Consider the following 24,408-nt stretch of genomic DNA (forward strand, 5'->3'; position numbering starts at 1 on the left):
TCAAAGAATGGCAAGAACACGCTGGAAGTCTGTTGTAATACCATGCTTACTGATGTGTTTGAGTCATTCAGCTTGGGGTGCGGGTCCAAATGAGCCCGCATTCGATGATATGGAAATGGATGGGCAGGTCTATTCTGAAATTCCTGTGGCATCCATTCAGGAATTCGTACAAATTTATGGCATTGTGAAAGACAATTATATTCAAGATAAAAATGACGATGCCTTGTTTCAACAGGCCATTCAGGGGCTGGTCAGTGGTTTAGACCGCTATTCCCGCTATTTGTCGCCTGAAGATTATAAGCAGCTGCGTGAATATACCGAAGGTGATCTGGCCAGCATTGATTTTGATCTGCAATTTGACCCGCGGATGAAGCAATGGGTGGTTCAGGGCTTGAATGCCGATGCAGATTCAGCCAAGCAGGGACTGCGTAATGGCGTCACTGTTTATAAAATTGACGATCAGGTATTAAGTAGCCTGAATCAGGAACAAGTCCGGCAGTTATTGAGCGGAGCCGTTGGCTCTACGCTCATGATTCAGCTCTCCCCGCAAAGTCCGGCCGTTCGTCTGGTCCGCAATACCAAACTGGATACTGAAATTAAATCGAGCCTGCACAATAATCAGGTACTGGTATTGCAGGTCAAGGTTTTTCAGCAAGATACTGCCAATGAAATCAAGCGCCTGATTGAAAGTTATGCCGACAAGCGCCTAAAAGCCGTGCTATTTGATTTACGCAATAATCCCGGTGGCTTACTCTCGGCCGCAGTTGAATCTGCCGATTTATTTTTGAATCAGGGCGTGATTGTATCGACCAAAAGCCGTGCTGAAGGCAACCAGCAATTTCAGGCCTTGCCGAGTTTTGAGTTCCAGAATCTGAAAGTTGGGGTGCTGATTAACAACCGCTCTGCTTCTGCAGCAGAAGTGTTTACTGCAGCCCTGAAAGAACATAACCGTGCCTGGGTGGTCGGAGAAAAGAGCTATGGCAAAGGCGTAGTACAGAAACTTTTTCCTTTAAGCAATGGTTCGGCTTTACAGATGACGGTATCGCAATACTTTAGCCCAAGTGGCCAGATGATTGAAGGGCGGGGCATACAGCCGCATTTCAACTATCCGTTTAAGCAGGAAATGCGTGAGGAGAGCTATCTGGAACATGTTACAGATTTACTGCTCCTGCAAAAATAATTATTCATCTTCTTCGGTATCCAGTCCGAACTTTTTCAAGCGATAGCGCAGGGAACGGAACGACATGCCGAGTTTTTTGGCGGCCAGTGTCCGGTTCCAGTGGGTCAGATTCAGCGCATTGAGTAAAATTTCTTTCTCGACCTTTTCCAAAAACAGCTCTAAACCCTCTTCAGGCAGCTTTTTAGGTGCAATCAGGGTTTCGGTCGCAATGATCTCGCTGGTGAGCGTATTCATCTCCTGAGGGCTGTTTAGCGCCTGACGCAGCGGTGCACTCTGCAAATGCTGAAGATCAATCCGCTCTTCATCACTTAAAGTAATTGCGCGTTCCATAATATTACGCAATTCACGCACATTACCTGGATAATATTGTCCCAATAAGAAATCTTTGCTACGTTCGGTCAGTTTTTTATTGGGAATGCCCCATTCCTGGCAAATCTTCTGAATGAAATGTTCGGCCAATAGCAGAATATCCTGACCGCGTTCACGTAATGGCGGTAAAGTCAGATCCATTACATGAATACGGAAATATAAATCCTGACGGAATTTGCCTTGTTGCACCAAGGCTTCCAGATCCTGATGCGTGGCACTGATCACACGGAAATCCACATCAATTTCGGTATCCGAACCGAGTGGACGAATACGTTTTTCCTGTACGGCACGTAACAATTTGACCTGCATAGAAAGCGGTAATTCTGCAATTTCATCCAGAAACAGACTGCCACCATGGGCAGATTGAATCAGTCCCTGTTTGTCCTGAGCAGCGCCGGTAAAGCTGCCTTTCTTATGCCCAAACAGTTCGCTTTCCATCAACTCAGTCGGAATGGCGCCACAGTTAATCGCAATAAAAGGACCTTCATTGCGGTTACTCAGGCGATGGACCAGATTGGCCACGACTTCCTTACCTGTGCCTGATTCACCAGTGATAAAAACCGGGGCTTGTGAGCGGGCAATTTTTTGTAAGGTAATGCGTAATTGCTGAATTGGCATGGATTGTCCAATCAGCATTTTATGTTCGAGCGCATCATTCGGATTATTATGCGAATAATCCACCGGTTTATTCAGGGCTTTTTGTAAGAGCTGTTCCAGATGTTTCTGATTAATCGGTTTACTGACAAAATCAAAGGCCCCGGCTTTGAGCGCAGCAATGGCGATTTCCATGTTGCCATAGGCGGTCAGAACCGCGACTGGAAGTGCCGGGTAAAGATTGCCAATCCAGTCCAGTAACTCCAAACCATTGCCATCGGGAAGGTTTAGGTCGGTCAGACAGGCATCATATTGATGATTGGCAAGGCATTTTTTAGCGTCTTCCAAACGATGGGCAATGTGCGTGCGAATTCCCATGCGCAGCAATGACATTTGCATGAGGGTACATAAATCTTCCTCATCATCCACCAAGAGCACCAGTGGTTGTTGTTCCCCATTCATCTTCCTTGACCCCTTTAAAGCGTAATACGTTGACAGCTGATGCGAAAGCATGCGCCCTGTTCTTGTTGTATATAGTTTAATTGTGCCTGATTTGCTTCGCAAAAACTATGTGATAAATACAATCCTAATCCGGTACCACTAATCGATGTGCTAAAAAAGGGTTTAAACAATAAGGCCTGATCATGTACGGCTACGCCAGAGCCAAAATCCCGTACATCAATCCAGACCCGATGTTCATAAGGATGCACATTCAGCTGAATATAGGCTGCATCTGCTGAATTGTGACGAATGGCATTACGAATCAGATTAATCAGGATTTGCCGGAATTGTGCTTCATCAAACTGAATCACTAGCGGGATATCAATATTAAATTGAATCTGATCGCGAATATCGGCCAGATCTTCCTGGATAAATAACGGGATAAATTCATTGAGATGAATCGGTATCGGGTGGGTTTCTTTATTTTTGACCATATTCAGCGTGTCCTGAATAATCCGGTCAATCCGGGTCGCCTGTCGGCCAATCATCTGCTGGAGTAGCTGTTGCTGTTCAGTTTCTGAGTCCAGATACAAATCATTGGCCTGCACAATGGCCGCCAAGGGGTTACGAATTTCATGGGCAATACTGGCTGAGAGTTGACCCAGTGCAGCAAGTTTAAGTTGCTGCACCTGCTGATTCAGTTTTTTGGCATCCTGTAACACCAGTAGCATTAGAGTCTGATGCGGCACAATCAGTTTTTGCACCTGCACATGAATATTATAGCGACTTTGATGGGATTCAAACTGAAAGCGCTCACCATTTTCTAGCGTTTCAAAATGGATCAGTTCAAATAAATCTGGCTGTGATTGAGATAAAGTAAATTTCTCATGGCCGTATTTGGACTCAATTCCAAGAAGATTACAGGCGGCAGGATTACTGAGTACCACATGATAGTTTTCATCCAGAACCAGATAACCGGTTTCAATCTGTTCCAGAATATAGCGGTTAATATTCTGTAAGCGATGCAGTTCCAGCGATTGAGAAAAATTCAAATTTTCCAGAATCTGAAAACGGCGCACGGCAATTTGTCCAGTGCCATAAACCACAAAAAACAAAAAGGCCAGCAGGGCGCTATTACTGATATTGCTGAGTGAAGAAAACGCAAAAATACTGCCGATAAAATGCTGATAAATAACACTAATGACTGCAATGAGGGTGACGACCAAGGCCTTTTTTGCATCTAATAATAAAGATGCAGAAAAGATAGTAATCACAAACAGCAGCCCAATTTGCAGATTAGGACCGTCGCTCGCCAAAGTCAGCAAACTTAAAACGCAGACATCGCTAAAGAAAATCATAATCAGCTGCGGCTGGATCAGGCGTCTGATCCATTTCAGCACAAACAGCTGTACGGTATTGATCGCAACCCCGATTCCCAGTGCATAATAATACAGCTGCGGGTATTGATAATCGGTGGTGAGTTCGGGGTAGGTCAGCAGAAAAATCAGTAACAAACCGGTGCTGATCAGCAGACGATAAGCGCTGTACCAGATACCGAGATGGTATTGATTCAGTTCAGCATAGTTTTTTTGTTGTGCCATATGCACCGGAAATCGTTAAAAGCTAAGGTTTAATGAGTCCATAGCGCATGGCCAGATGAGTCAGTTTAACATCGCTATCGATATTCAGTTTTTCAAAAATACGGTAACGATAAGTATTCACGGTTTTAACACTCACAAAGAGCTTGTCGGCAATTTCCTGAGCGCTGATACAATTCACGACCATCATCGCGACTTGCATTTCACGTTCTGACAATGCATCAAAAGGCGATTGTTGTGTATCAGAAAGGTAAGAGCTTGCTAACTGTTCCGCAATGTCTGCACTGAAATATTTGCCGCCTTGCATGACTTTGTTAATCGCACGGACCATTTCCGAAATCGGGGCCCCTTTGGTGATATAACCTTTGGCACCGGCTTTCAATAACAGGGACGGATAAGGCTCTTCTGCCAGACCGCTGACCGCTAGAACTTTGGTTTCCGGCGCACTCTGAAGTAGACGGCGCGTGGTTTCTACGCCGCCAATGCCCGGCATATTTACATCTAACAAAACTACATTAGGATGATGTTGACGAACCAGAGAGATCGCTTCTTCACCAGATTCAGCTTGTCCAATTACCTGAACCTCCGCATGGTCTTCTAGCATTCTGCAAATTCCAGTACGAACTAATTCATGGTCGTCCACAACTAAAACTGTGATCACCTACGCTCTCCCTCTGTTAAAAAAATCATTTTTTTGTTACATAAAGCAAAATAAGCTTGCAATGAAAGTACAAAATTAGCAATCCTATTCGCAAGATTAAATCTGAAACTTATCACACAGTGTCAAGAACAAAAAATGTTCGGCATTGTGTTTAAATGTAAGGCATATTAGAGGTAATACGCAAATCAATCTTACCTCTGTTAGTTGAGTGAAGGAATAGTGAAGAAAATAAACAAGTCTTTAAGGCATCTACTCGGCCTGTCCGTGTTAATCAGCATGAGCACGACAAGTTTTGCTGAAATCATTATGAATTCTGGCACGGCAGAGGGCGGTTCCAGCATTAGTTGGTCTTCTGAAGAAGTTAACCAGTTAATGAGCGATGATTTTAATGCGTCAGCCAATGAGCCTTCGCCACCCGGGTCTGCAACAGTGACCACCACTTTGCGTCAGGCCGGCACAGCAGCGCCAGCAGTAATCAAACCTGCTTATACTGCGCCGCAGATTATTGATACCAATCATTTTAGTAATCAACCTTCTGTCAATGCACGGGCTGCACTGGTCATGGATGCGCAAACCGGTGAAGTGCTGTTTAGCAAAAATACCAATACTGCCTATCCGATTGCATCGATTACCAAGCTGATGACAGCGGTGGTGATTTCTGATGCACGTCTGAATATGTCGGAAAAAATCACCCTGCAACAGGCTGATTTTTCCTGTTCAGGCTGTAAAAGCTCAAGCTCGACTTTAAGAGCAGGGGACAGCATGAACCGTGCTGAAGCTTTACTGTTTGCTCTGATGAAGTCCGAGAATCCGGCTGCAGCCGCTTTGGCACGGACCTATCCCGGTGGTCGATCAGCGTTTATTGCCAAAATGAATGCAAAAGCTAAAGAGCTGGGAATGAACTCCACTCGCTTTATGGAATCAACAGGTTTGCATCCGGGTAACGTGGCATCAGCTCGTGACTTGGGAATCTTGGTAAATACGGCCTCTCAATACGGCCTGATTCGTCAGTTCTCGACCACGCCAAGCTATGACTTTAACTTGGGTTATCGTGTATTGAAATCGAATAATACCAATGCCTTGGTACGTAATGGCGGATGGAATATCAATATTTCTAAAACCGGTTTTATTAATGAAGCAGGGCGCTGTGTGGTGATGCACACCACTCTGAATAACCGTCCTGTGGCAGTGGTACTTTTAGGTGCAAACAGCTCACAGGCGCGTACCAATGATGCGACCCGTTTAATGAGTTGGGTTAGCCAGCAACCTAAACGAATCTAATTGATTGGTTCATAAAAAAAAACCCTGCACTTGCAGGGTTTTTTTAATTCTGGCCGAAATTACATATTCGACAGAATAGAGTCTTTAACTTGAGTCATGGTCGCATCAATCGACAGCATCACAGCATCAGCACATTGCTTGATGGCAGTGTCTGGATCTTTCAGACCGTTACCCGTTACGGTACATACGATCACTGAACCTTCAGCAATTTTACCCGCTTTAATATCACGGATCGCACCGCCGACAGACGCAGCAGACGCAGGCTCTACGAATACACCTTCATACATAGAAAGCAGACGTTGAGCTTCAAGAATTTCCGCATCAGTCAGTTCATCAAACCAGCCGTTTGAATCACGAACAACCGCTTTAGCATGATTGAAGCTTTGCGGATTGCCGATACGAATCGCAGTTGCAACAGTTTCCGGGTTTTCTACTGGACCGCCACGAAGGAACGGTGCAGCACCAGAGGCTTGGTAACCTGCCATGATTGGCAAACCTGCCGGTTTAGGACCAGTGAAAGCATCAGTTTCAGCATCGTAAACGACTTGCTCAAATTCTTCTTTCGACTGGTTAGCCACCGCTTCGGTATAACCCATCCAGTGTGCAGTGATGTTACCCGCGTTACCTACAGGCAGGCAGTGATAATCCGGTGCACGACCTAAAGCTTCAACGATTTCATAAGCAATGGTTTTTTGACCTTGCAGGCGGTATGGGTTGATTGAGTTTACAATCGTTACCGGTGCCTGATCGGCAACTTCTTTAACCAGACGCATACCGTCATCGAAGTTACCGCGAATTTGCATGGTGATCGCACCATACATCATCGCTTGAGCCATTTTACCCATGGCAATTTTGCCTTCAGGGATGAGCACGAATGCTTTGATGCCAGCACGCGCAGCATATGCCGCCGCCGCCGCAGAGGTGTTACCAGTAGATGCGCAGATGATGGCTTTAGAGCCTTCTTCAACGGCTTTGGTCACCGCCATAGTCATACCGCGGTCTTTAAATGAACCAGTCGGGTTTAAGCCCTCGTACTTCACATAAATTTCAACATCTTTACCAATAATGCGTGGAATATTCTCAAGCTTGATCAGTGGAGTATTACCTTCACCCAAAGAGATCGCACGAGTAGTTGCAGACACTGGTAAACGGTCGCGATAGCGGTCAACTAAACCAGTATAACGATTGGCATTCGACATGATGATGTTCCAATTGTGTGTAGAGCTTGGCAAGGGGAATGCTCCCCTCAACCCGATTAATTATCAAGCGATTCTAAACGAATTCGTACAATTTCGCCATGAATGACGGGTAATGCTTGAATTTGTGAAAGCGCTGCATCCATTTTTGATTCGACGATAGGATCAGTCAGAATCACGATAGGAATAAGGTCTTTGGATAAACGTGGTTGCTGCATGATCGCATCAATACTGATGCCGGCACGACTGAGAATCGTGGTCACATCGGCAAGCACGCCCATCTGATCTTCGGCATTAATACGGATGTAATAGCCGGTGGTCATTTGTTCACGACTCAAGATCGGTAAATCACTGAGCGCTTCAAAAGCCAGTTGCGGAATGGTGCCTGCGCCGTCTTCTGTGTAAATAATGTCACGGACAATATCAACCACATCGGCAACAACCGCAGAAGCCGTTGGTCCCGCACCCGCGCCAGCACCATAGTACAGTGTTGGGCCAACCGCATTCGCTTGTACCAGAACCGCATTTTTCACGCCGTTAACATTGGCAATCAGCTGGTCATCTGGAATCAGGGTCGGGTGTACACGGAGTTCAATCCCGGCATCGGTACGGCGTGCAATACCCAGGTGTTTAATCCGGAAACCGAGGTCTTCGGCATATTTCACGTCTTGTGCAGTGACTTTGCCAATGCCTTCAGTAAAGACTTTGTCAAACTGTAGCGGAATACCAAAGGCACATGAGGCCAGAATGGTGAGCTTGTGCGCAGCATCAATACCTTCCACATCAAAGGTCGGATCAGCTTCAGCATAACCCAGTTCTTGAGCCTCTTTCAGCACATCTTCAAAAGCACGGCCTTTTTCACGCATTTCACTGAGAATGAAGTTACCCGTACCGTTAATAATACCGGCCAGCCATTCAATCTTGTTGGCTGCCAGACCTTCACGAATCACTTTAATAATTGGAATGCCACCAGCCACTGCGGCTTCATAGGCAATCTGTACGGCATTGTCTTCAGCCGCTTTAAACAGTTCGTTGCCGTGTTCAGCCAAGAGTGCTTTGTTGGCCGTTACAATATGTTTGCCATGTTCCATGGCTTCCATAATAATTTCAAAAGCAGGATGAATTCCGCCCATGACTTCCACCACGACGTCTACATCAGGTTGACGTACGATGTCCATCAAGTCGGCACTTTGTTTGACCGATTCTGGCAGATCCAGATCAGGACGTGGACGACGGGTGCCTACATGGGTAATTTCAATTTCACGACCGGTGCGACGTTTGATCTCAGCAGCATTTTCTTTTAATAGTTTCAAGGCACCACCACCTACAGTACCAAGACCGAGGATTGCCAGACGAACTGGTTTCACGTCACACTCCAAATATAAACAGTTTTTTACAAGAGCCTAGATCATAGCTAAAAAACCCGCCTGACTCTAGGGTCATTTCAGAATATCTTTATCTATAAAATAAAGTTAAATAACGTATTAAAATGAGTTATTTAAGCCGATTCAATAATTCCGATGTAGACAGGTAACCGCCCAGATAAGTACCTTCTGAATTATAAATGGCAGGGGTGCCATTCACGCCCATATTCAGACCCATTTGATATTGATCTTGAACAGGATTTTCACATTTCTCTGCACTAATCTGTGCGCCTGAAATCGCTTGGTCAAAGGCACTACGGCGGTCGGCACTGCACCAGATCGCTTCCATGGCTGGCATATGCTGTTCACCACGCGGCCAGGCGATATAACGGACTTCAATGCCTTTGGCATTCATCTCATCCATTTGTTCATGGAATTTATGGCAATATGGACAGCTGACATCGGTAAATACATAGACCACATGCTTGGCTTTGCCCTTGGCTGGATAGACCAGCAAGTCTGCTGGCTTGAGTTCAGCAAAGAGTTTATTGTTGATGCCTGCCTGCAGGTTCTCGCTGACATTGTGCAGCTGTTTGTCGCCGAGACGGATCACATCGCCCTGAATCAGGTATTTACCATCGCTGGTGACATACACCGCAGACATGCCTTCCAGACTCACCCAGTACAGGTTTGGCACTTCAGTGGCTTTAATATCGGTAATTTTGGCACTAATGCCAGCGGTTTTGAAATGCTTTTCCAACGTAGACGCCAGACGCTGTTCTGCATTGCGTTCGGTCAGGGTAGAGGCTTCGCCCGTCGCCGGTGCGCTCGCAGTCAACTCTTGCTTTTTATCGTTGTTAGTGGAATTGGAACACGCAGTCAGACCCAAACCAGCAGCAAGTATGCAAGCCATAAAAATTTTTGAGCGGGCAAATGTCATAAAAAACCCTTTTCTTCTTGGATTAAAAACAGAGCATTAGCATAACAAAAAAAAATACCCACACGTCAAACTTCTCAGTTTATTCCGTCCGGATCTGATTCAAGCCCGTGGATGATGGGTGGCATGCAGCTGTTGCATCCGTACCTGTGCCACATGGGTATAAATCTGGGTGGTAGACAGATCACTATGCCCGAGCAACATCTGCACTACGCGTAAGTCTGCGCCATGATTGAGTAAATGTGTCGCAAAGGCATGACGTAAGGTATGCGGTGACAGTTCGGACTGAATGCCGGCCTGCAGCGCATAACGCTTAATCGCATACCAGAAATTCTGTCGGCTCATGATGCCGCCATGCTGGGTCAGAAACAGATAATCGGTCGAAGTCTTATACAGTTGCGGACGGGCTTCGTTCAGATATTTTTCTACCCATTCACAAGCCATTTGTCCCATCGGAACCAGGCGTTCTTTATTGCCCTTACCGACGATACGTAAATAGCCCTGTTTTAAGTTGATCAGTTCCAGACGTAAGTTAATCAGTTCGGTCACCCGGAGTCCGCAGGCATACAGCACTTCGAACATGGCTCGATCACGCAGTCCTAATGCCGTGTTGATATCCGGAGCATGAATCAGGGCTTCGACATCAGCTTCGGAGAGATCTTTGGGTAAGGCCCGGCCCAGTTTCGGGGTTTTATGTGCAGCCACCGGATTGTCACTACGAAGTTTCTGCTCACGCAGAAATTTATAAAATGAGCGCAAGGCAGATAGGCAGCGGGCAATCGAACGTGGACTTTTTTGCTGTTTGGTCAGCGCAATCAGTACATCAGAAATATCATCATGATTCCATTCCGGTAGAGGCTTGCTCAGGCATTCTGCACATTGCACCAGATCGGACAAATAGGCATTGCGGGTATGCGGGCTGACCGTTTGCGCAATCAGATAATCACGAAAACCCTGTAAATAACTGAACGCATCAGGAATCTGGACAGGGGCAGGAATACGGGGTTTTTTATTCAGCATAGGGTGAAAGGATCTGATCTGAAAAAGCGATAATCGGGATTGGTATTCTCCACTGTAGTTTAATTTTATGACAGTGTCGATGTGGTATAAGGCTAAATCGAAATGTAATTAATCTTATTTGTTAATTATTCTCATTTGTTTGTATACTGTACAAAATAGTTTAGGAATTTCACGGTGCGTTTGTCTGATTTAAAAGCAAAACAAATTGCCATCATTCGAAAAGTGAGTCGAACAACTGATGGTGAAAGTGCTCTACACGATGTCGTCGCGAGTCGTTTGGAAACTTTAGGCTTTGTACCAGGTACAAAGGTACAGGTCATTACTAAAGGTATTTTTGGTGGAGATCCCATTTTGATTCAAGTTGGATTCACACGTTTTGCTTTGCGTAAATCAGAAGCAGCCAAAATTGAAATCGAACAGGCGGTGTCGGCATGAGTGATACATTACGTATTGCCCTTGTCGGTAACCCTAACTGCGGTAAAACTTCATTATTCAACCATTTAACCGGAACGCGCCAAAAAGTCGGTAACTATGCGGGTGTGACGGTTGAACGTAAAGTCGGTACGTTTCAGCTTGCCTCAGGCAAAGCGGTACGGGTACTGGATTTGCCGGGAACCTATAGTCTGGATGCAACCAGTCCGGATGAAGAAATCACCCGCAACGTCGTACAAGGTAAAATTGCGGAAGAGCAGGAGCAGGATGCATTTTTATGTGTGGTAGATGCCACCAATCTAAAATTGCATCTGGGTCTGGTGCTGGAAATGATTGCACTGGGTCGTCCGGTGCTGGTTGTGCTGAACATGATGGATGAAGCACGCCGTCGTGGCATGCAGATCAATACCCAGAAGCTGTCTGAGCGACTGGGCGTACCTGTGGTAGAAACGGTGGCTGTGCGCAATTCAGGGATTGAAAACCTGAAAAATGCGCTGGATCAAGGCAAGTATTCTGTACCACAGACCGAACTCAGCGGCTTGAAAGGTGACAGTCATCAGCGCGTGGAAAACATTCTGAATGACGTGGTTAATTTCGTCGATCAGGAAGATAAACGTACAGATTTTCTTGACAAGATTTTTCTGCATCCGGTATTGGGCTTAATTAGTCTGGCCGTGATGATGTTCGTGATTTTCCAGGCGGTATTTGCCTGGGCTGCGCCGTTTATGGATGGGATTGAATCCTTCTTTGGCTGGCTGGGTGAGTTCCTCGGCGAATATATTTCGCACCCATTACTGAACAGTCTGGTGGTGGACGGGATTATTGCCGGTGCCGGTGGCGTGGTGGTGTTCCTGCCGCAGATTCTGATTCTGTTCTTCTTTATTCTGGTACTCGAAGAATCAGGTTATTTACCGCGTGCTGCTTTTCTATTAGATAAGCTGATGTTTAAAGCTGGTTTATCAGGACGTGCCTTTATTCCGTTATTGTCCAGCTTTGCCTGTGCCATTCCCGGAATTATGGCTTCGCGGACCATTAGTGATCCACGAGATCGTTTAACCACGATTTTCGTTGCACCTTTAATGACCTGTTCGGCACGCTTGCCAGTTTATGCCTTGCTGATTGCGGCATTTGTACCGGCACAAACCGTCTGGGGTTTCCTGAATCTGCAAGGTCTGGTGCTCTTCGGTCTTTATATGGCAGGTATCGTAAGTGCCTTGCTGGTGTCTTTTGTGTTGAAATTCTTCCACAAAGATAAATCACAGCACATGCTGCTGATGGAACTGCCAAGCTACCGTTTTCCGGACTTGAAGAACGTTTGGATCGGCTTATTGGATCGCGGCAAAATCTTCTTGAAACGTGTCGGCGGCATCATCTTCGCCTTATCGATTGTGCTGTGGTTCCTGTGTACGTTCCCGCAGCCACCAGAAGGCGCAACCCTGCCGGCCATTGATTATTCATTGGCAGGGATGCTCGGTCATCTGATGCAACCGATCTTTGCACCCCTCGGTTTTAACTGGCAGATCTGTATTGCCCTGATTCCGGCGATGGCAGCGCGTGAAGTGGTCGTTGCAGCACTGGGCACAGTCTATGCGATGTCGGCAGTTGATGAAGATGCGATGTCTGAAGGTCTGGCTGCGCTGATCAGCGGTGGAGGTGATCTGGGCTGGTCAGTTGCGACAGGTTTGTCTTTGCTGGTGTGGTTTATTTATGCACCACATTGTCTAGCGACTCTGGCAACGGTTAAACGTGAAACCGGTTCCTGGAAAACCGTCAGTATCATGACTGTTTACCTGTTTGGTCTGGCATATTTCATGTCATTCCTGACTTATCAAATTGCTTCATATTATTTGGGCTAAATCTCAGCTTGGCCTTGGCCAATTGAATTTGCTGCATTGTATATGTATGGGAGATTGAGATGATTGAAATTCTAATTGTGACAGCACTGGTGCTTTGGAGCATGCTGGTAGTATTCAAAAAGGTGTTTCCGAACACCTCTAACTCAGTCTTCCAGAAGCTGTCTGATGCCTGTGCAGCCAAGGGCTGGCAGCGTCTGGCCAAATGGCTGCAACCGGGTATGGCTGCAGGCTGTGGTGGCAACTGTGCCTGTCCGGTTTCAGAAAAAAGTTCAGAAGAAAAGCCAGCCCAACAAGCGGTGAAATGGAAATAATTTCCTTTTCTGGCTGAATTTTAAAAACCGTCATGATCATGACGGTTTTTTACGCATGGACACAAAAAAAATGTGCAGAAAGGCCAATCAGAAAAGGCATTCAAAACAGCAAAGTGCTACCATTTCGACAGTTTCAAAATAGACCAAAATATGGGGCGAAAATGTTAATACAACGTGGTGGGTTAAAAGTCGTTGCAGGACTCGGAATATCAGGTGTTGCAGCAGTCAATTTCTTGCATAGTCAGGGCTACCGCGTTGCAGTAACGGATTCTAGAGCTAACCCGCCCGGACATGACCAGATACCCGCTGAGGTTCAGACCAGTTTTGGTCAGTTTGATGCCGAGCTGTTGCTGTCTGCAGAAGAAATCGTGATCAGCCCGGGGCTTGATCCTAAACTTCCTGAAATTCAGGCAGCGATTAACAAGGGTATTCCGGTGGTCAGTGAAATCCAGATTTTACGCCGTGCTACGGATAAGCCTATTGTGGCGATTACCGGTTCTAATGCCAAAAGTACCGTGACTACCTTGATTGGTTTAATGGCAGCAGATGCAGGTAAAAAAGTCGCTGTCGGTGGTAACTTAGGCCGTCCTGCGCTAGACCTGACTAAAGACGATCCTGAGCTGTATATACTCGAGCTGTCCAGTTTTCAGCTGGAAACCACCTCAAATCTGGCAGCTGAAGTCGCGGTGGTGTTGAACATGAGTGAAGATCATCTGGATCGTCATGGCGATATGATGGGTTATCACACGGCGAAACACCGGATTTTCCAAGGTGTGAAAAAAGTCGTCTATAACCGTGATGACTCTTTGACCCGTCCTCTGGTGCCAGACGTAACACCGATGCAAAGCTTTGGTCTAAATGCACCGGATATGAACCAGTACGGTATTCTCAAGGATACTGATGGCAGTATCTGGCTGGCGCGTGGTCGTGAGCGTCTGCTGAAAAGTACCGAGATGTATATGCAGGGCACGCATAATGTTGCCAATGCCTTGGCCTGTCTGGCGCTGGGTGAGGCGATTGGTCTGCCACTGGACAGTATGTTGAATACCTTGAAGACGTTTAAAGGTCTGGAACATCGCTGTGAATTCGTCAAGGAAGTACAGGGCGTACGCTATTATAACGACTCCAAAGGTACCAATATCGGCGCAACCTTGGCGGCACTGGACGGTCTGGGCATGGCGATTGAAGCCCAAGGCGGTAAGGTTGCGATTATTCTTGGTGGACAAGGTAAGGGCCAGGATTTTAAAGCTTTACGGGAATCACTCGCTAAATATGCCAAAGTAGCGGTATTGATCGGTGAAGATCGTCCCATCATTGAAGCAGCGATTGCGGGCACGACAGAACTGATCCATGCGGACAGCCTGCAGCAGGCGGTAGAAATCTGCCAAAAGCACACTCAGACCCATGATGTCGTGCTATTGTCTCCTGCATGCGCAAGTTTTGATATGTTCTCGGGTTATCCTGAGCGTGGTCGCAAGTTTGTTGCGTATGTGAATGAACTCAATTAAGAATAACAAGGATTCGTGATATGGCTGGGTTTGCTCAGACTACGATCAATAAATTAAATCAATTTTATACGCAGTGGATACCTAGAATACCTGCTGAAGTGAATCCACGGAATGTATTGATTTTCTGTGTGTTGGCTTTGCTCTGCATTGGTTCGATCATGGTGGCATCGGCCTCGATGCCCTATGCAGAACGTATGCATGAAAATCCGTTTCACTATATTAGCCGACATGGGATTTCGATTTTTGTCGCTGCCGTAGCAGCTTTTCTGGCTTATAAAATCCCCTTAAAAGTCTGGTTTAATAACACTTTCTTTTTGTGGATTATTACCATCGTACTTTTGGTGGCCGTGCTATTTGTCGGGACGGAAGTCAATGGTTCCAAACGCTGGATTCGGATCGCAGGCTTTACCTTACAGGCTTCGGAAGTCGCCAAAGTGATGATGGCAATTTTTACTGCAGACTACGTGGTGCGCCGTGCGGAAGAAGTACGGAATAATATCAAGGGTCTGGTCCGTTTAAGTGCCATCATGGGTGCTACCGTCGGTTTGATTATTCTCGAGCCTGACTTGGGTGCAACCGTGGTAATTACCTTAACCATGCTTGGCGTGTTCTTTCTGGCGGGTGCGCCGTGGATTCAGTTCGGTGTGGCTTTTATGACCTTGGTCGGCGCATTTGCTGCCGCGATTCTGTTGGAACCGTATCGTCTGCAACGTCTGCTGTCTTTTTCGAATCCTTGGGAAGATCCCTTAGGCACCGGTTATCAGCTCTCTAATGCCCTTATGGCCTTTGGCCGTGGGGAATGGGCAGGGGTAGGCTTGGGGCATAGTATCCAGAAAATGTCTTATTTGCCTGAGGCGCATACCGATTTCATGCTGGCAATTTTGGGTGAAGAATTTGGCTTTTTAGGCATTTCAACCATCCTGATCTTGTCCTTCACCATGCTGGTTTGCTGTATCCGCATTGGACACCGCGCCTTGCAGCATCAATATTTGCGTGCCGGCTATCTGGCTTATGGCATCAGTATCATTTTCCTGTTACAGATTCTGGTGAATGCCGGTATGAATATGGGCATGTTGCCGACCAAGGGTTTGACCTTGCCATTTATTAGTTATGGCGGTTCATCCCTGATTATCTGTGCGGTCATGATCAGTCTGATTCTGAAAATTGATTCGACCACGCGTCAGGTCAATCCAAGCCGCGAAGAATCAAGCTTCTAGATTGGAGTTTCGTCCTGGCTCTGGCTGAGCATGGTCCAGTACCGTGCTCGGCATTGCGGTTCCACAATTGGAACAGGTCACAAAAGCAGATTTAGGCTTGGAAAGTGGAATCAAGGGTATAAAAAATAAAGAAAAATAATTACGCTGCTGTTTTAGCTCATAGCCCGAACGAGTACGGCAGACCGGACACAGAAACTGGCTTTTCTCAATGGTTTTGGTTTTAGGGCCGACGCCAAAAATAAAAAACATACTCTTCTTCCTATCAATTTTTCATTCTAGAAGTCTAGCTTAAGTGAAAAGCTGTTTTTATAAATAGTGACCTTGTAGCTCAGTTGTATGTGGAATCCGCTCAATGTCCCATTGTACTACCGCCTGTTGCAGCATCCGATCGGGAGTGTCCAAATCAACTTCAGCCTGATGCAAAGCCTGAAGTGCCTGTTTTAATAATTGGGGTGCCTGAGTTAAATCCAGTGCTTGGGCCAGATTCTGTTTTGACAGTTTTTGCCCCTGATCATTCATTGCCAGCGGTAGATGCATATAGCTCAGACGCGGATAACCGAGTAACTGTCCCAGATAGATTTGCCGTTCGGTATTATCTAAAAGATCAGCTCCACGTACCGCATGAGTCATACCTTGCAGATAGTCATCGACTACTACAGCCAGCTGGTAATTCATAATGCCGTCACGACGTTTTAAGACAAAATCGCCCAGATCTTTTTTCAGTTCTGAACAGTGCTGACCTTGCAGCCGGTCTTCAAAACAGATTTCAACATCTTCAACTTTTAAACGGATGGCCTGATGCTCAAAAGCCAGACCCAAGTTGCGGCAGGTATCCTGATAGATATGGTTGGAACCGAGCATTTTACGGGTACATTGACAGGCATAGACTAGGTCTTGCTGACGTAATTGCTGGATGACGTCTTCGTAAATATCTAAACGGTCTTTCTGGAAAATGATTTCGGCATCAGGTTCAAGCTGAAAGGCATCCATGGCACGCAGGATATGCTCTTCGCTGCCGGGATAAATGCGGGGAATATCGGTGTCTTCAATCCGGACCAGCCATGTGCCTTGATTGGCTTTGGCATCGCAGTAACTGGCAACTGCGGTAATGAGGGAGCCAAAATGCAAAGGGCCGGTTGGCGATGGCGCGAACCGGCCCACATAAGCCATCCTGTTGTCCCCCTCCTTTTTTAAAGGAGGGGTTAGGGGAGGATTATTTACAGACATACTTAACCGTTATTTTGCTTCTCTTTGATCTCTGCAAGGGTTTTGCAGTCAATACATAAAGTAGCCGTTGGACGTGCTTCTAAACGACGCAAGCCAATCTCGATACCACAAGTTTCACAGAAACCATAGTCATCATTCTGGATTGCTTCGATCGACTGTTCGATTTTACGAATCAGTTTACGTTCACGGTCACGGGTACGTAACTCAATCGCAAACTCTTCTTCCTGAGTCGCACGGTCATTCACATCTGGAAGAGCAGTATTTTCGTCTTGCATCGTATTCAGGGTACGATCCACTTCTGACATCAACTCAGCTTTCCAAGCCAGCAAGATTTGGCGGAAATGCTGAAGCTGACCTTCAGACATGTATTCTTCATTTTTTTTAGGTTGATAAGGTTCAATACCAAATAAGCTAGCAGTAGAACCACCGTCAGTCGTTTTAGGCTTAGATTTGCGTACGCGCTTTGCAGCTTTCTCTTCTACAACATCAGTTTGATTGTCTAAGACTTGATTTTGGTTGTCATTCGCCATTTAGGGCATTCCTCATCTATGCGTATGATTGCTACGCAAAAAATATGGTGATATGCAGTTTTTTATCCACCCTGTAGAAAGATTATCCTCCTATGGGGGCCGTCATCATATAGACTTTTTATGCTTATTGATAGTCTTTGATGTCTGGACTATGCATATCACATTTCCTTTGGTTGCAATAAAGTAATGCAAAAAAAACAAATTGAAAAGTTAATAACCTGAAATTTCGGTATTAATATTTTGCTGGCTCAATGCCACCCGTTCAATATAGGTATCAAACTCACCATTTTGTTGCAAATGTAATACACGATAACCTGGTGCCGCCTGATCTAGCGCGAAATCTTCACTTTTAGGTTTAAACTGCACACTGGTCGATGGCGTGGATAAAAAGTAGATGCCATGCCATTCGTTGCAGGAATCCTGATGCACATGACCAAACAGAACCAGCTTGATATTATGATGCCGAGCCAGTACATCTTTTAAATCTTCAGCATTTTTCAGCCGGTGCTGATCAATCCAGTACGATTTCATCGCAAAAGGATGATGATGGCAAGCGACAATGACATGCTGATGCTTAAATTCAAGCAATAATTGGTCCAATTGATCGAGTTGAGCTTGTTCCACCCAGCCATCGATCTTGCCTTGAACGGCACTATTTAACAGGATCATGGTCCAGGTGCCAAAATGAATGGCATGTACCTGATTCGCATGCTGGTGAAAAGGGAACACCCGAGAATCGTCATGGTTACCTGGAATCTGATAATACGGCACGTTTAAAGACTGGACAAATGCTAAATAGCGTTGATAAGTCTGCTCGACCGGCACCTGTGCCAGATCACCGGTATGAATCAGTGCATCCATTTGGGGAAAGCGCTGTTGGATCTGCTGCATCACCTCGTGAAAACTCTGCTCGGGATTCATCCGGGCAAATTCCAGCTCTTCCCGATCCATCAAATGGGTATCAGAAATCTGGATAATGGTCCAATCTGGCTGTGTGTTTATGCTTGACTGCTGAAAACTCATGTCTTTCCCCTTAGACATATTCCTGCAGTATGAATATGTTGTTGCAACCATTGCAAGGCCATAATGACAGGCGCATTTCTTAAGCGACCATTCGTGAGCAAGAACGGAATATCGGCATAATCCAGAATATGCAGCTGGATATTTTCCCCTTCATCCGGCATGCCAAAAACACCACCCTGTTCAGGTAATTCGGTCTGGGCCACATATAAATGAAATAATTCGGAACATGCTCCGGCGGAAGGATAGAAGCTGAAAATGTGCTGTAGCTCATCCAGGGTACAGCCTGATTCTTCAAGTGCCTCGCGGCGGATGCACGCTTCAGGCGCTTCATTGCCATCCAGAACGCCAGCAATCACTTCGAGTTGCCAAGGAGAATCGATATCGTCCAGTCCACCAATCCGGAACTGTTCAATCAGGCCGAATTTCTGCTGTTGATGGTTGTACATCAGCACACCCGCTGCTTCTGGCCGGTGAATCAGCTCACGTTGCAAAACAGGGGTTGAGCTTTCCTGATTAAATAAACGGTGTTTCAGGCTGACTTGTTCTACCTGAATAAATCCCCGGTACAAGAACTCACGTGCCTCTACGCTAAAGTCTTTTTTATTATAAGAGGCCTGTTTAATAATATTCATATGCTCAGATAGAATGAATTGATTTATTTTCATCCTATCTGAGTTTTTTTTGAAGACAACTGTTTTTTTTACAGTTTTATAGTTTGTGGTATAAATTTTGACCAGATTTGTGGAAGCTGGCTTTCATCTGATCCATACCCGCTTCAATTTCGGCCTGAGAGCTTGCTGGCTGATCAGGATTAGCCTGTTGACTGGCATAATCACGAACATTCTGGCTAATCTTCATTGAACAGAACTTCGGTCCGCACATGGAACAAAAGTGCGCAGATTTATGCGCCGCTTTCGGCATGGTTTCATCATGCATGCTGCGCGCCGTGTCCGGATCCAGACTCAAGTTAAACTGGTCTTCCCAGCGGAACTCAAAACGGGCTTTGGACAGGGCATTATCCCGCGCTTGTGCACCCGGATGACCTTTGGCCAGATCGGCTGCATGCGCGGCAATCTTGTAGGTAATAATGCCGTCTTTGACATCCTTTTTATTGGGTAAACCGAGATGCTCTTTAGGTGTGACATAACACAGCATTGCGGTACCGTACCAGCCAATCATCGCAGCGCCGATGGCTGAAGTAATGTGGTCATAACCCGGTGCAATATCCGTGGTTAAAGGCCCCAAGGTATAAAAGGGTGCTTCCTTACAGACTTCCAGTTGCAGGTCCATATTTTCCTTGATCATATGCATCGGGACATGCCCCGGACCTTCGATCATCACCTGAACATCATGCTCCCAGGCACGGTGGGTCAGCTCACCCAAAGTTCGAAGTTCGGCAAATTGCGCTTCGTCATTGGCATCCTGTACACAGCCGGGACGCAGACCATCGCCAAGACTGAAAGACACATCGTAGGCTTTCATGATCTCGCAGATTTCATCGAAATGGGTATACAAGAAGTTTTCCTGATGATGTGCCAGACACCACTGCGCCATGATCGAACCGCCACGAGAGACGATACCGGTCAAACGGTTGGCAGTCAGCGGTACATATCTTAAAAGCACGCCGGCATGAATGGTGAAATAGTCCACACCTTGTTCAGCCTGTTCAATCAGGGTGTCTTTAAAGATCTCCCAGGTCAGGTCTTCGGCCACACCATTGACTTTTTCCAGTGCCTGATAGATCGGTACGGTTCCAATTGGTACAGGAGAGTTGCGGATAATCCATTCACGGGTTTCATGAATATTCTGGCCGGTCGAGAGGTCCATAATGGTATCTGCGCCCCAACGTGTCGCCCAGGTCATTTTCGAGACTTCTTCTTCGATACTTGAACCGAGTGCAGAATTACCAATATTGGCATTGATTTTGACCAGAAAATTACGCCCGATGATCATCGGTTCCAGTTCCGGATGATTGATATTGGCCGGAATAATCGCGCGGCCGGCGGCGACTTCCTGACGCACAAATTCTGGCGTAATTTCAGTCAGGTTTTTTGCACCAAAATTCTGGCCCGGATGCTGGCGCATATCGACACCATCGAGTTGACGCAGGTTTTCACGAATGGCGATATATTCCATTTCCGGGGTGATGATGCCTTGCTTGGCATAATGCATCTGGGTGATGTTGCGGCCGCGTTTGGCTTTACGTGGTTTTTGGATATGCGCGAAACGGATCGCGGCTGTGCGGATATCGCGTAAACGCTGGCGACCAAATTCAGAACTGAGCTGATCCAGAATTTCGCTATCGTTGCGCTGTTCAATCCAGCTTTCACGAATATTCGGCAGACCTTTGTTCAGGTCAATCGTCACATTGGGGTCAGTATAAACACCAGACGTATCATAGACCATCAAAGGTGGATTATGTTCGCCACCCAGACTGGTCGGGGTTTCACTTAAGGAAATTTCCCGCATGGGTACCTGAATATCAGGATGGGAACCTTGCAGATAGACTTTACGTGAGGCTGGCAGAATTCGCGTTAAATCGCGGGCTTCCTGTTCATGAGCGGAGAGAGAAGTTTCAGAAGAAAGATTCGTTAACTGGTTCATGGCTATGATCCTTATGAATGACATCAACGAATCAAGCACGACCAAAAACGTAGGCAGATTTATCCTGAACGGATAAAGCAAGGGCTGGGTTTTTAGCTGGCTTGATTCCTACGCAGGTATTAACCTGATCAGGTTCAACGGTACTCATGCTCAATTCCTGATAACGATAAAAGGAATCACATGATCTCAGCGAGGCATTACTCGCGCTCCGTCAAGCGAGGCTAAAGCTTAGCTCAGTTTAGGCAGAATAGACAGGTCTAAATCGCTCAACTTTAAGCGAGGCTTGATTTAGACATGGTCCTACTGATTGAAGGTGAAACTGATCCCAACTAGATACAGATGGCATCGGTAAAGCAGTCCTTATCGTATTTTTGTGAAGGTGGACTGATCTGGGCATAGTACAGAATCTGTTCTGCTTCCGAGCGGTTTCTATAATCGGCAGGCAAGGCTTGCTGGCGCTGTTCCGGAGTCATGTCCAGAAATTCCAGAAACAGGCGTGCCTGTGTGGACAGCGTTGATTTCTGACCACTCGACAGCCCAATAATAGTTTCCAGATGACTGGTATCCACAGCATAACGATCGTGATAATCTTCAGACACCGGGGATTGCTCGGTACCTCTAAACAGGAAATAGGTATATTGCTTCAGCAGATATTCGGCATCGCGTTTATAACTGCTATTCGGATAAGTCTTGAGATAATCTTCCCAAAGCAGGCTGCGGGCTGCAATATCAGCGGCTTCAATCTGCAGGCGTTTTTCCACCAGCACCGGTTCCATATTCTGTTCCGCCAGATTTTCAATAAAGGCTTTTTCAGCGGCCGGTAAATAAGGGGCAAAAATACGCGCCAGATATTCCGGACTGCGGCGATAATGTAAAGTGCCATCCCCCAGATCCAGCAGTTCTACATAAGCCTGCCCCTTGTGTTTTAACAGATACTGGTCACGTGAGGTGAGCTGTTGAAAATGCGCATGCTGAATGGTCGGATGCTGGGCCATTTCCAGTGCATACTGCTCAAAGGCGCGTTGCTGGAACTCGGTGCGATCCACCTTTAAAAAGCGCTGATACATTTCGGTAGAGCGCTGCATCAGGTGCTTCTGCTCCGCCAAGTCCATCAACGGCAGGCATACTTTAAGATCCTGATTAATCTGCTCCAGCGCAAACGTCGTGCGCTGGTCATTAATCTGGGACATATTTTTTTCAATATTCTGGCACATGAGGCTAAAGTCATTGACTGGACTTTGCGTTTGCTTTGCCTCAGTCTGTTCGACCTGGATCTGTGGATCTGAGGGCTGTTGGCAGCCCCCAAGAAGCAGCACGCTACCAGCAATCAAACAGGCTTTGAATATCGACGGGAATGGCATTAACACTATGCTTCAGGACTCTGTATATAGGTGAATTCAGAAAATAACGGCCTTACTGGGAGGTATATTGTATAGATCAAATTAAAATACTATGTTTAGTATTGTGAATTGCTTTGTTACATTGCAGGCAGAGGTCTTGAAAATTGAATTAATCGTGGATAAAACCCGATAGTTATATTAAAAAGTTAATAAAAATCATACGTAAAAATCGAAGAGATCTCTTTAGTATGGCTTAGCTTAAAGCGCCAGCATTTTTTGATCTGAATGGCTGTTAGGGGTTAACACTATAAAATGAAATTAAAACTCAGTGTCATGGCCGGTTTATTGCTATTAATTAGTCCGGCGATTTTTGCCCTGGATTTACAAGAAGCGTATGCACGCGCCCAGCAAAATGATCCAAATTGGCAGGCGAATGTGTTGCAGTACCAATCTGATCAGCTCAATCTGGGGATTGCCAGCGGAAATTTGCTGCCGACCGTGACTTTATCTGGAAATGTGACCCGTAAAAACCAGTCCGTCAACAACTCAGAGTCTGAAGGTTTGCCTGCTGAATTTGGTGAGTTGCAAAGTTCCAGTACAACCAGCCGTCAGGTGGCCTTAACCGCACGCCAACCTTTATTTCGCTGGGATGCCTGGCAAGGTTATAAGCAGGTCAAGACCTCGGTCGAACTCAGTGAAGTCAATCTGCGTCTGCAAAAACAGCAGCATATTTTACAGGTGGCCGAAGCCTATTTTAATGTGTTGCGGCAGCAGTCTTTGACTACGGCTTATTTACAGGAAGAGCAGGCGCTGTCTGAACAGTTACGCATGATGAATGCTAAGCTGAAAGAAGGTTTGGTGGCGCGTAGTGAGGTCAGTGAAGCCAATGCCCAGTATCAAAGTGCCCAAGCCAACCGGATTTCGACTCAAGTTCAGCTGGTACTGGCCCAAGAACAGCTGGCACATTTAATCGGCCCTTATCAGGAAAATCTGGCGGTATTACGCAACGATTTCCAGTTCCAGAAACCGGTTCCAAGTGATATGCAGTCCTGGACCGAATTAGCACAAAGCCAAAATCTGAATATTCTGCAAGCGCGTCTGCAAAAGCGCTATTCTGAAGATGCCAAACGGGTCGAACAGGCTGCGCTCTATCCGCAGGTCGAAGCGGTCGGAACCTATGGCTATTTAAAGCAAAGTCCGGCTACGATCATGTCCAGCAATGGAGATTTCGACCAGATTGGGGTGGAGGTGAACTGGAATGTATTTAGCGGTGGACGCACGCAAAAAAGTATCCGTCAGGCCGGTGTCAATGTGCAAAAAAGTGAAGCGCAACTGGATGCGGCCATCCGTAAAGCCAATACCGATGTGAAACAGTCCTTTATGCAGGTAGAAACCGATCAGGCCAAACTGAATGCACGTAAAGCCGCGATGGACTCTTCGGAAATTGTCTCACAAGCGTCCAGAGCCCAATATCAGGAAGGCTTAAAAACCATGGTCGATGTGTTGCTGGCACAGCGTAATGCCTTTTCTGCCAAGACCGATTATTTGAATGCCAAATATGATTATCTGTTGCATGTGCTGCAATTGCAGGCCTCGGTCGGGCGGTTAACCGAAAAGGAACTGGCAGAGCTGAATGCCTGGCTGATTGAATATGATTCGCCTCAGCCTCTATGAGGCTACTATTGTCATCAAACTTTCATCATAGATATGCTTTAATAT

22 protein-coding genes and 1 riboswitch are annotated in these 24,408 nt (G+C 46.3%); of the genes, 8 read left to right on the top strand and 14 right to left on the bottom strand.

The genetic code is table 11. The features are described 5' to 3' along the window. Positions 1–7 precede the first annotated feature (7 nt). Positions 8–1,180 (top strand): S41 family peptidase, encoded by a 1,173-nt coding sequence (locus NI468_RS11640; RefSeq protein ID WP_253102030.1) that lies wholly within the window; start codon positions 8–10, stop codon positions 1,178–1,180. On the opposite strand, the gene NI468_RS11645 is transcribed toward NI468_RS11640, so the two are convergent. The 3 genes from NI468_RS11645 to gacA are packed head-to-tail and all read right to left on the bottom strand — an operon-like array spanning position 1,181 to position 4,843. Beyond that, on the bottom strand, positions 1,181–2,605 hold the full coding sequence (locus NI468_RS11645; protein WP_253102032.1) for a sigma-54-dependent transcriptional regulator: 1,425 nt from the start codon (positions 2,603–2,605) through the stop codon (positions 1,181–1,183). A 14-nt stretch (positions 2,606–2,619) separates the two neighbouring features. After that, the gene (locus NI468_RS11650) at positions 2,620–4,185 is read right to left on the bottom strand and encodes a sensor histidine kinase (protein WP_253102035.1); all 1,566 of its coding nucleotides are present in this window, start codon (positions 4,183–4,185) and stop codon (positions 2,620–2,622) included. Positions 4,186–4,207: 22 nt separating this feature from the next. Continuing rightward, positions 4,208–4,843: a response regulator transcription factor GacA gene (gacA, locus tag NI468_RS11655; protein WP_005108454.1), complete on the bottom strand. Its 636-nt coding sequence runs from the start codon at positions 4,841–4,843 to the stop codon at positions 4,208–4,210. A 219-nt stretch (positions 4,844–5,062) separates the two neighbouring features. Between gacA and NI468_RS11660 the strand changes: the two genes are divergently transcribed. Then, entirely contained in the window at positions 5,063–6,124 is a 1,062-nt protein-coding gene (locus NI468_RS11660) for a serine hydrolase (protein WP_005249689.1), read from the top strand. A gap of 59 nt (positions 6,125–6,183) precedes the next feature. On the opposite strand, the gene thrC is transcribed toward NI468_RS11660, so the two are convergent. The 4 genes from thrC to xerD all read right to left on the bottom strand — a co-directional run bounded on the left by thrC (position 6,184) and on the right by xerD (position 10,641). Continuing rightward, positions 6,184–7,323, bottom strand: coding sequence for a threonine synthase (thrC, locus tag NI468_RS11665; protein ID WP_005248423.1), 1,140 nt, complete (start codon positions 7,321–7,323; stop codon positions 6,184–6,186). A gap of 56 nt (positions 7,324–7,379) precedes the next feature. Then, complete coding sequence (locus NI468_RS11670; RefSeq protein WP_253102038.1) at positions 7,380–8,687, bottom strand: homoserine dehydrogenase; 1,308 nt, start codon at positions 8,685–8,687, stop codon at positions 7,380–7,382. A gap of 127 nt (positions 8,688–8,814) precedes the next feature. Continuing rightward, positions 8,815–9,624: a DsbC family protein gene (locus NI468_RS11675; RefSeq protein WP_253102041.1), complete on the bottom strand. Its 810-nt coding sequence runs from the start codon at positions 9,622–9,624 to the stop codon at positions 8,815–8,817. A 99-nt stretch (positions 9,625–9,723) separates the two neighbouring features. Beyond that, on the bottom strand, positions 9,724–10,641 hold the full coding sequence (gene xerD, locus NI468_RS11680) for a site-specific tyrosine recombinase XerD (RefSeq protein WP_253102044.1): 918 nt from the start codon (positions 10,639–10,641) through the stop codon (positions 9,724–9,726). 174 nt (positions 10,642–10,815) lie between these two features. Here xerD and NI468_RS11685 point away from each other — a divergent pair, with 174 nt between their 5' ends. The 5 genes from NI468_RS11685 to ftsW all read left to right on the top strand — a co-directional run bounded on the left by NI468_RS11685 (position 10,816) and on the right by ftsW (position 15,965). Continuing rightward, positions 10,816–11,076, top strand: a complete 261-nt coding sequence (locus tag NI468_RS11685) for a FeoA family protein (RefSeq protein ID WP_004281065.1) — start codon at positions 10,816–10,818, stop codon at positions 11,074–11,076. Then, a complete protein-coding gene (gene feoB, locus NI468_RS11690) occupies positions 11,073–12,929 on the top strand; it encodes a ferrous iron transporter B (RefSeq protein ID WP_180037288.1) in 1,857 nt (618 codons plus the stop codon). The genes NI468_RS11685 and feoB overlap by 4 nt, the downstream gene beginning before the upstream one ends. Before the next feature lie 59 nt (positions 12,930–12,988). Beyond that, entirely contained in the window at positions 12,989–13,240 is a 252-nt protein-coding gene (locus tag NI468_RS11695) for a DUF6587 family protein (protein ID WP_004281067.1), read from the top strand. Between the two features lie 161 nt (positions 13,241–13,401). Then, positions 13,402–14,748: a UDP-N-acetylmuramoyl-L-alanine--D-glutamate ligase gene (gene murD / locus NI468_RS11700; RefSeq protein ID WP_071851145.1), complete on the top strand. Its 1,347-nt coding sequence runs from the start codon at positions 13,402–13,404 to the stop codon at positions 14,746–14,748. Positions 14,749–14,768: 20 nt separating this feature from the next. Continuing rightward, entirely contained in the window at positions 14,769–15,965 is a 1,197-nt protein-coding gene (gene ftsW, locus NI468_RS11705; RefSeq protein WP_004281069.1) for a putative lipid II flippase FtsW, read from the top strand. On the opposite strand, the gene NI468_RS11710 is transcribed toward ftsW, so the two are convergent. From NI468_RS11710 to NI468_RS11740, 7 genes are all read right to left on the bottom strand, one after another. Beyond that, complete coding sequence (locus NI468_RS11710; RefSeq protein WP_004281070.1) at positions 15,954–16,214, bottom strand: zinc ribbon domain-containing protein; 261 nt, start codon at positions 16,212–16,214, stop codon at positions 15,954–15,956. The genes ftsW and NI468_RS11710 overlap by 12 nt on opposite strands. A 57-nt stretch (positions 16,215–16,271) precedes the next feature. After that, entirely contained in the window at positions 16,272–17,192 is a 921-nt protein-coding gene (gene gluQRS / locus NI468_RS11715) for a tRNA glutamyl-Q(34) synthetase GluQRS (RefSeq protein WP_004281071.1), read from the bottom strand. 2 nt (positions 17,193–17,194) lie between these two features. Beyond that, complete coding sequence (gene dksA / locus NI468_RS11720) at positions 17,195–17,722, bottom strand: RNA polymerase-binding protein DksA (protein WP_004281072.1); 528 nt, start codon at positions 17,720–17,722, stop codon at positions 17,195–17,197. Positions 17,723–17,932: 210 nt separating this feature from the next. Beyond that, complete coding sequence (locus NI468_RS11725) at positions 17,933–18,745, bottom strand: metallophosphoesterase (protein ID WP_004281073.1); 813 nt, start codon at positions 18,743–18,745, stop codon at positions 17,933–17,935. After that, positions 18,742–19,377, bottom strand: coding sequence for an NUDIX domain-containing protein (locus NI468_RS11730; protein WP_180180654.1), 636 nt, complete (start codon positions 19,375–19,377; stop codon positions 18,742–18,744). Before NI468_RS11730 ends, NI468_RS11725 begins: the two co-directional genes overlap by 4 nt. Positions 19,378–19,453: 76 nt before the next feature. Next, positions 19,454–21,349 (bottom strand): phosphomethylpyrimidine synthase ThiC, encoded by a 1,896-nt coding sequence (gene thiC, locus NI468_RS11735; protein WP_253102048.1) that lies wholly within the window; start codon positions 21,347–21,349, stop codon positions 19,454–19,456. A gap of 88 nt (positions 21,350–21,437) precedes the next feature. Next, positions 21,438–21,570: riboswitch (TPP riboswitch) on the bottom strand. A 108-nt stretch (positions 21,571–21,678) separates the two neighbouring features. Further along, positions 21,679–22,710, bottom strand: coding sequence for a hypothetical protein (locus NI468_RS11740; protein WP_253102051.1), 1,032 nt, complete (start codon positions 22,708–22,710; stop codon positions 21,679–21,681). A 291-nt stretch (positions 22,711–23,001) separates the two neighbouring features. Here NI468_RS11740 and abuO point away from each other — a divergent pair, with 291 nt between their 5' ends. Beyond that, positions 23,002–24,363 carry a multidrug efflux outer membrane protein AbuO gene (gene abuO, locus NI468_RS11745; protein ID WP_253102054.1) on the top strand — a complete coding sequence of 454 codons (1,362 nt, stop codon included), beginning with the start codon at positions 23,002–23,004 and terminating at the stop codon, positions 24,361–24,363. Positions 24,364–24,408 lie beyond the last annotated feature (45 nt).

The sequence above is a fragment of the Acinetobacter lwoffii genome, assembly GCF_024129355.1.
Taxonomy (GTDB): domain Bacteria; phylum Pseudomonadota; class Gammaproteobacteria; order Pseudomonadales; family Moraxellaceae; genus Acinetobacter; species Acinetobacter lwoffii_I.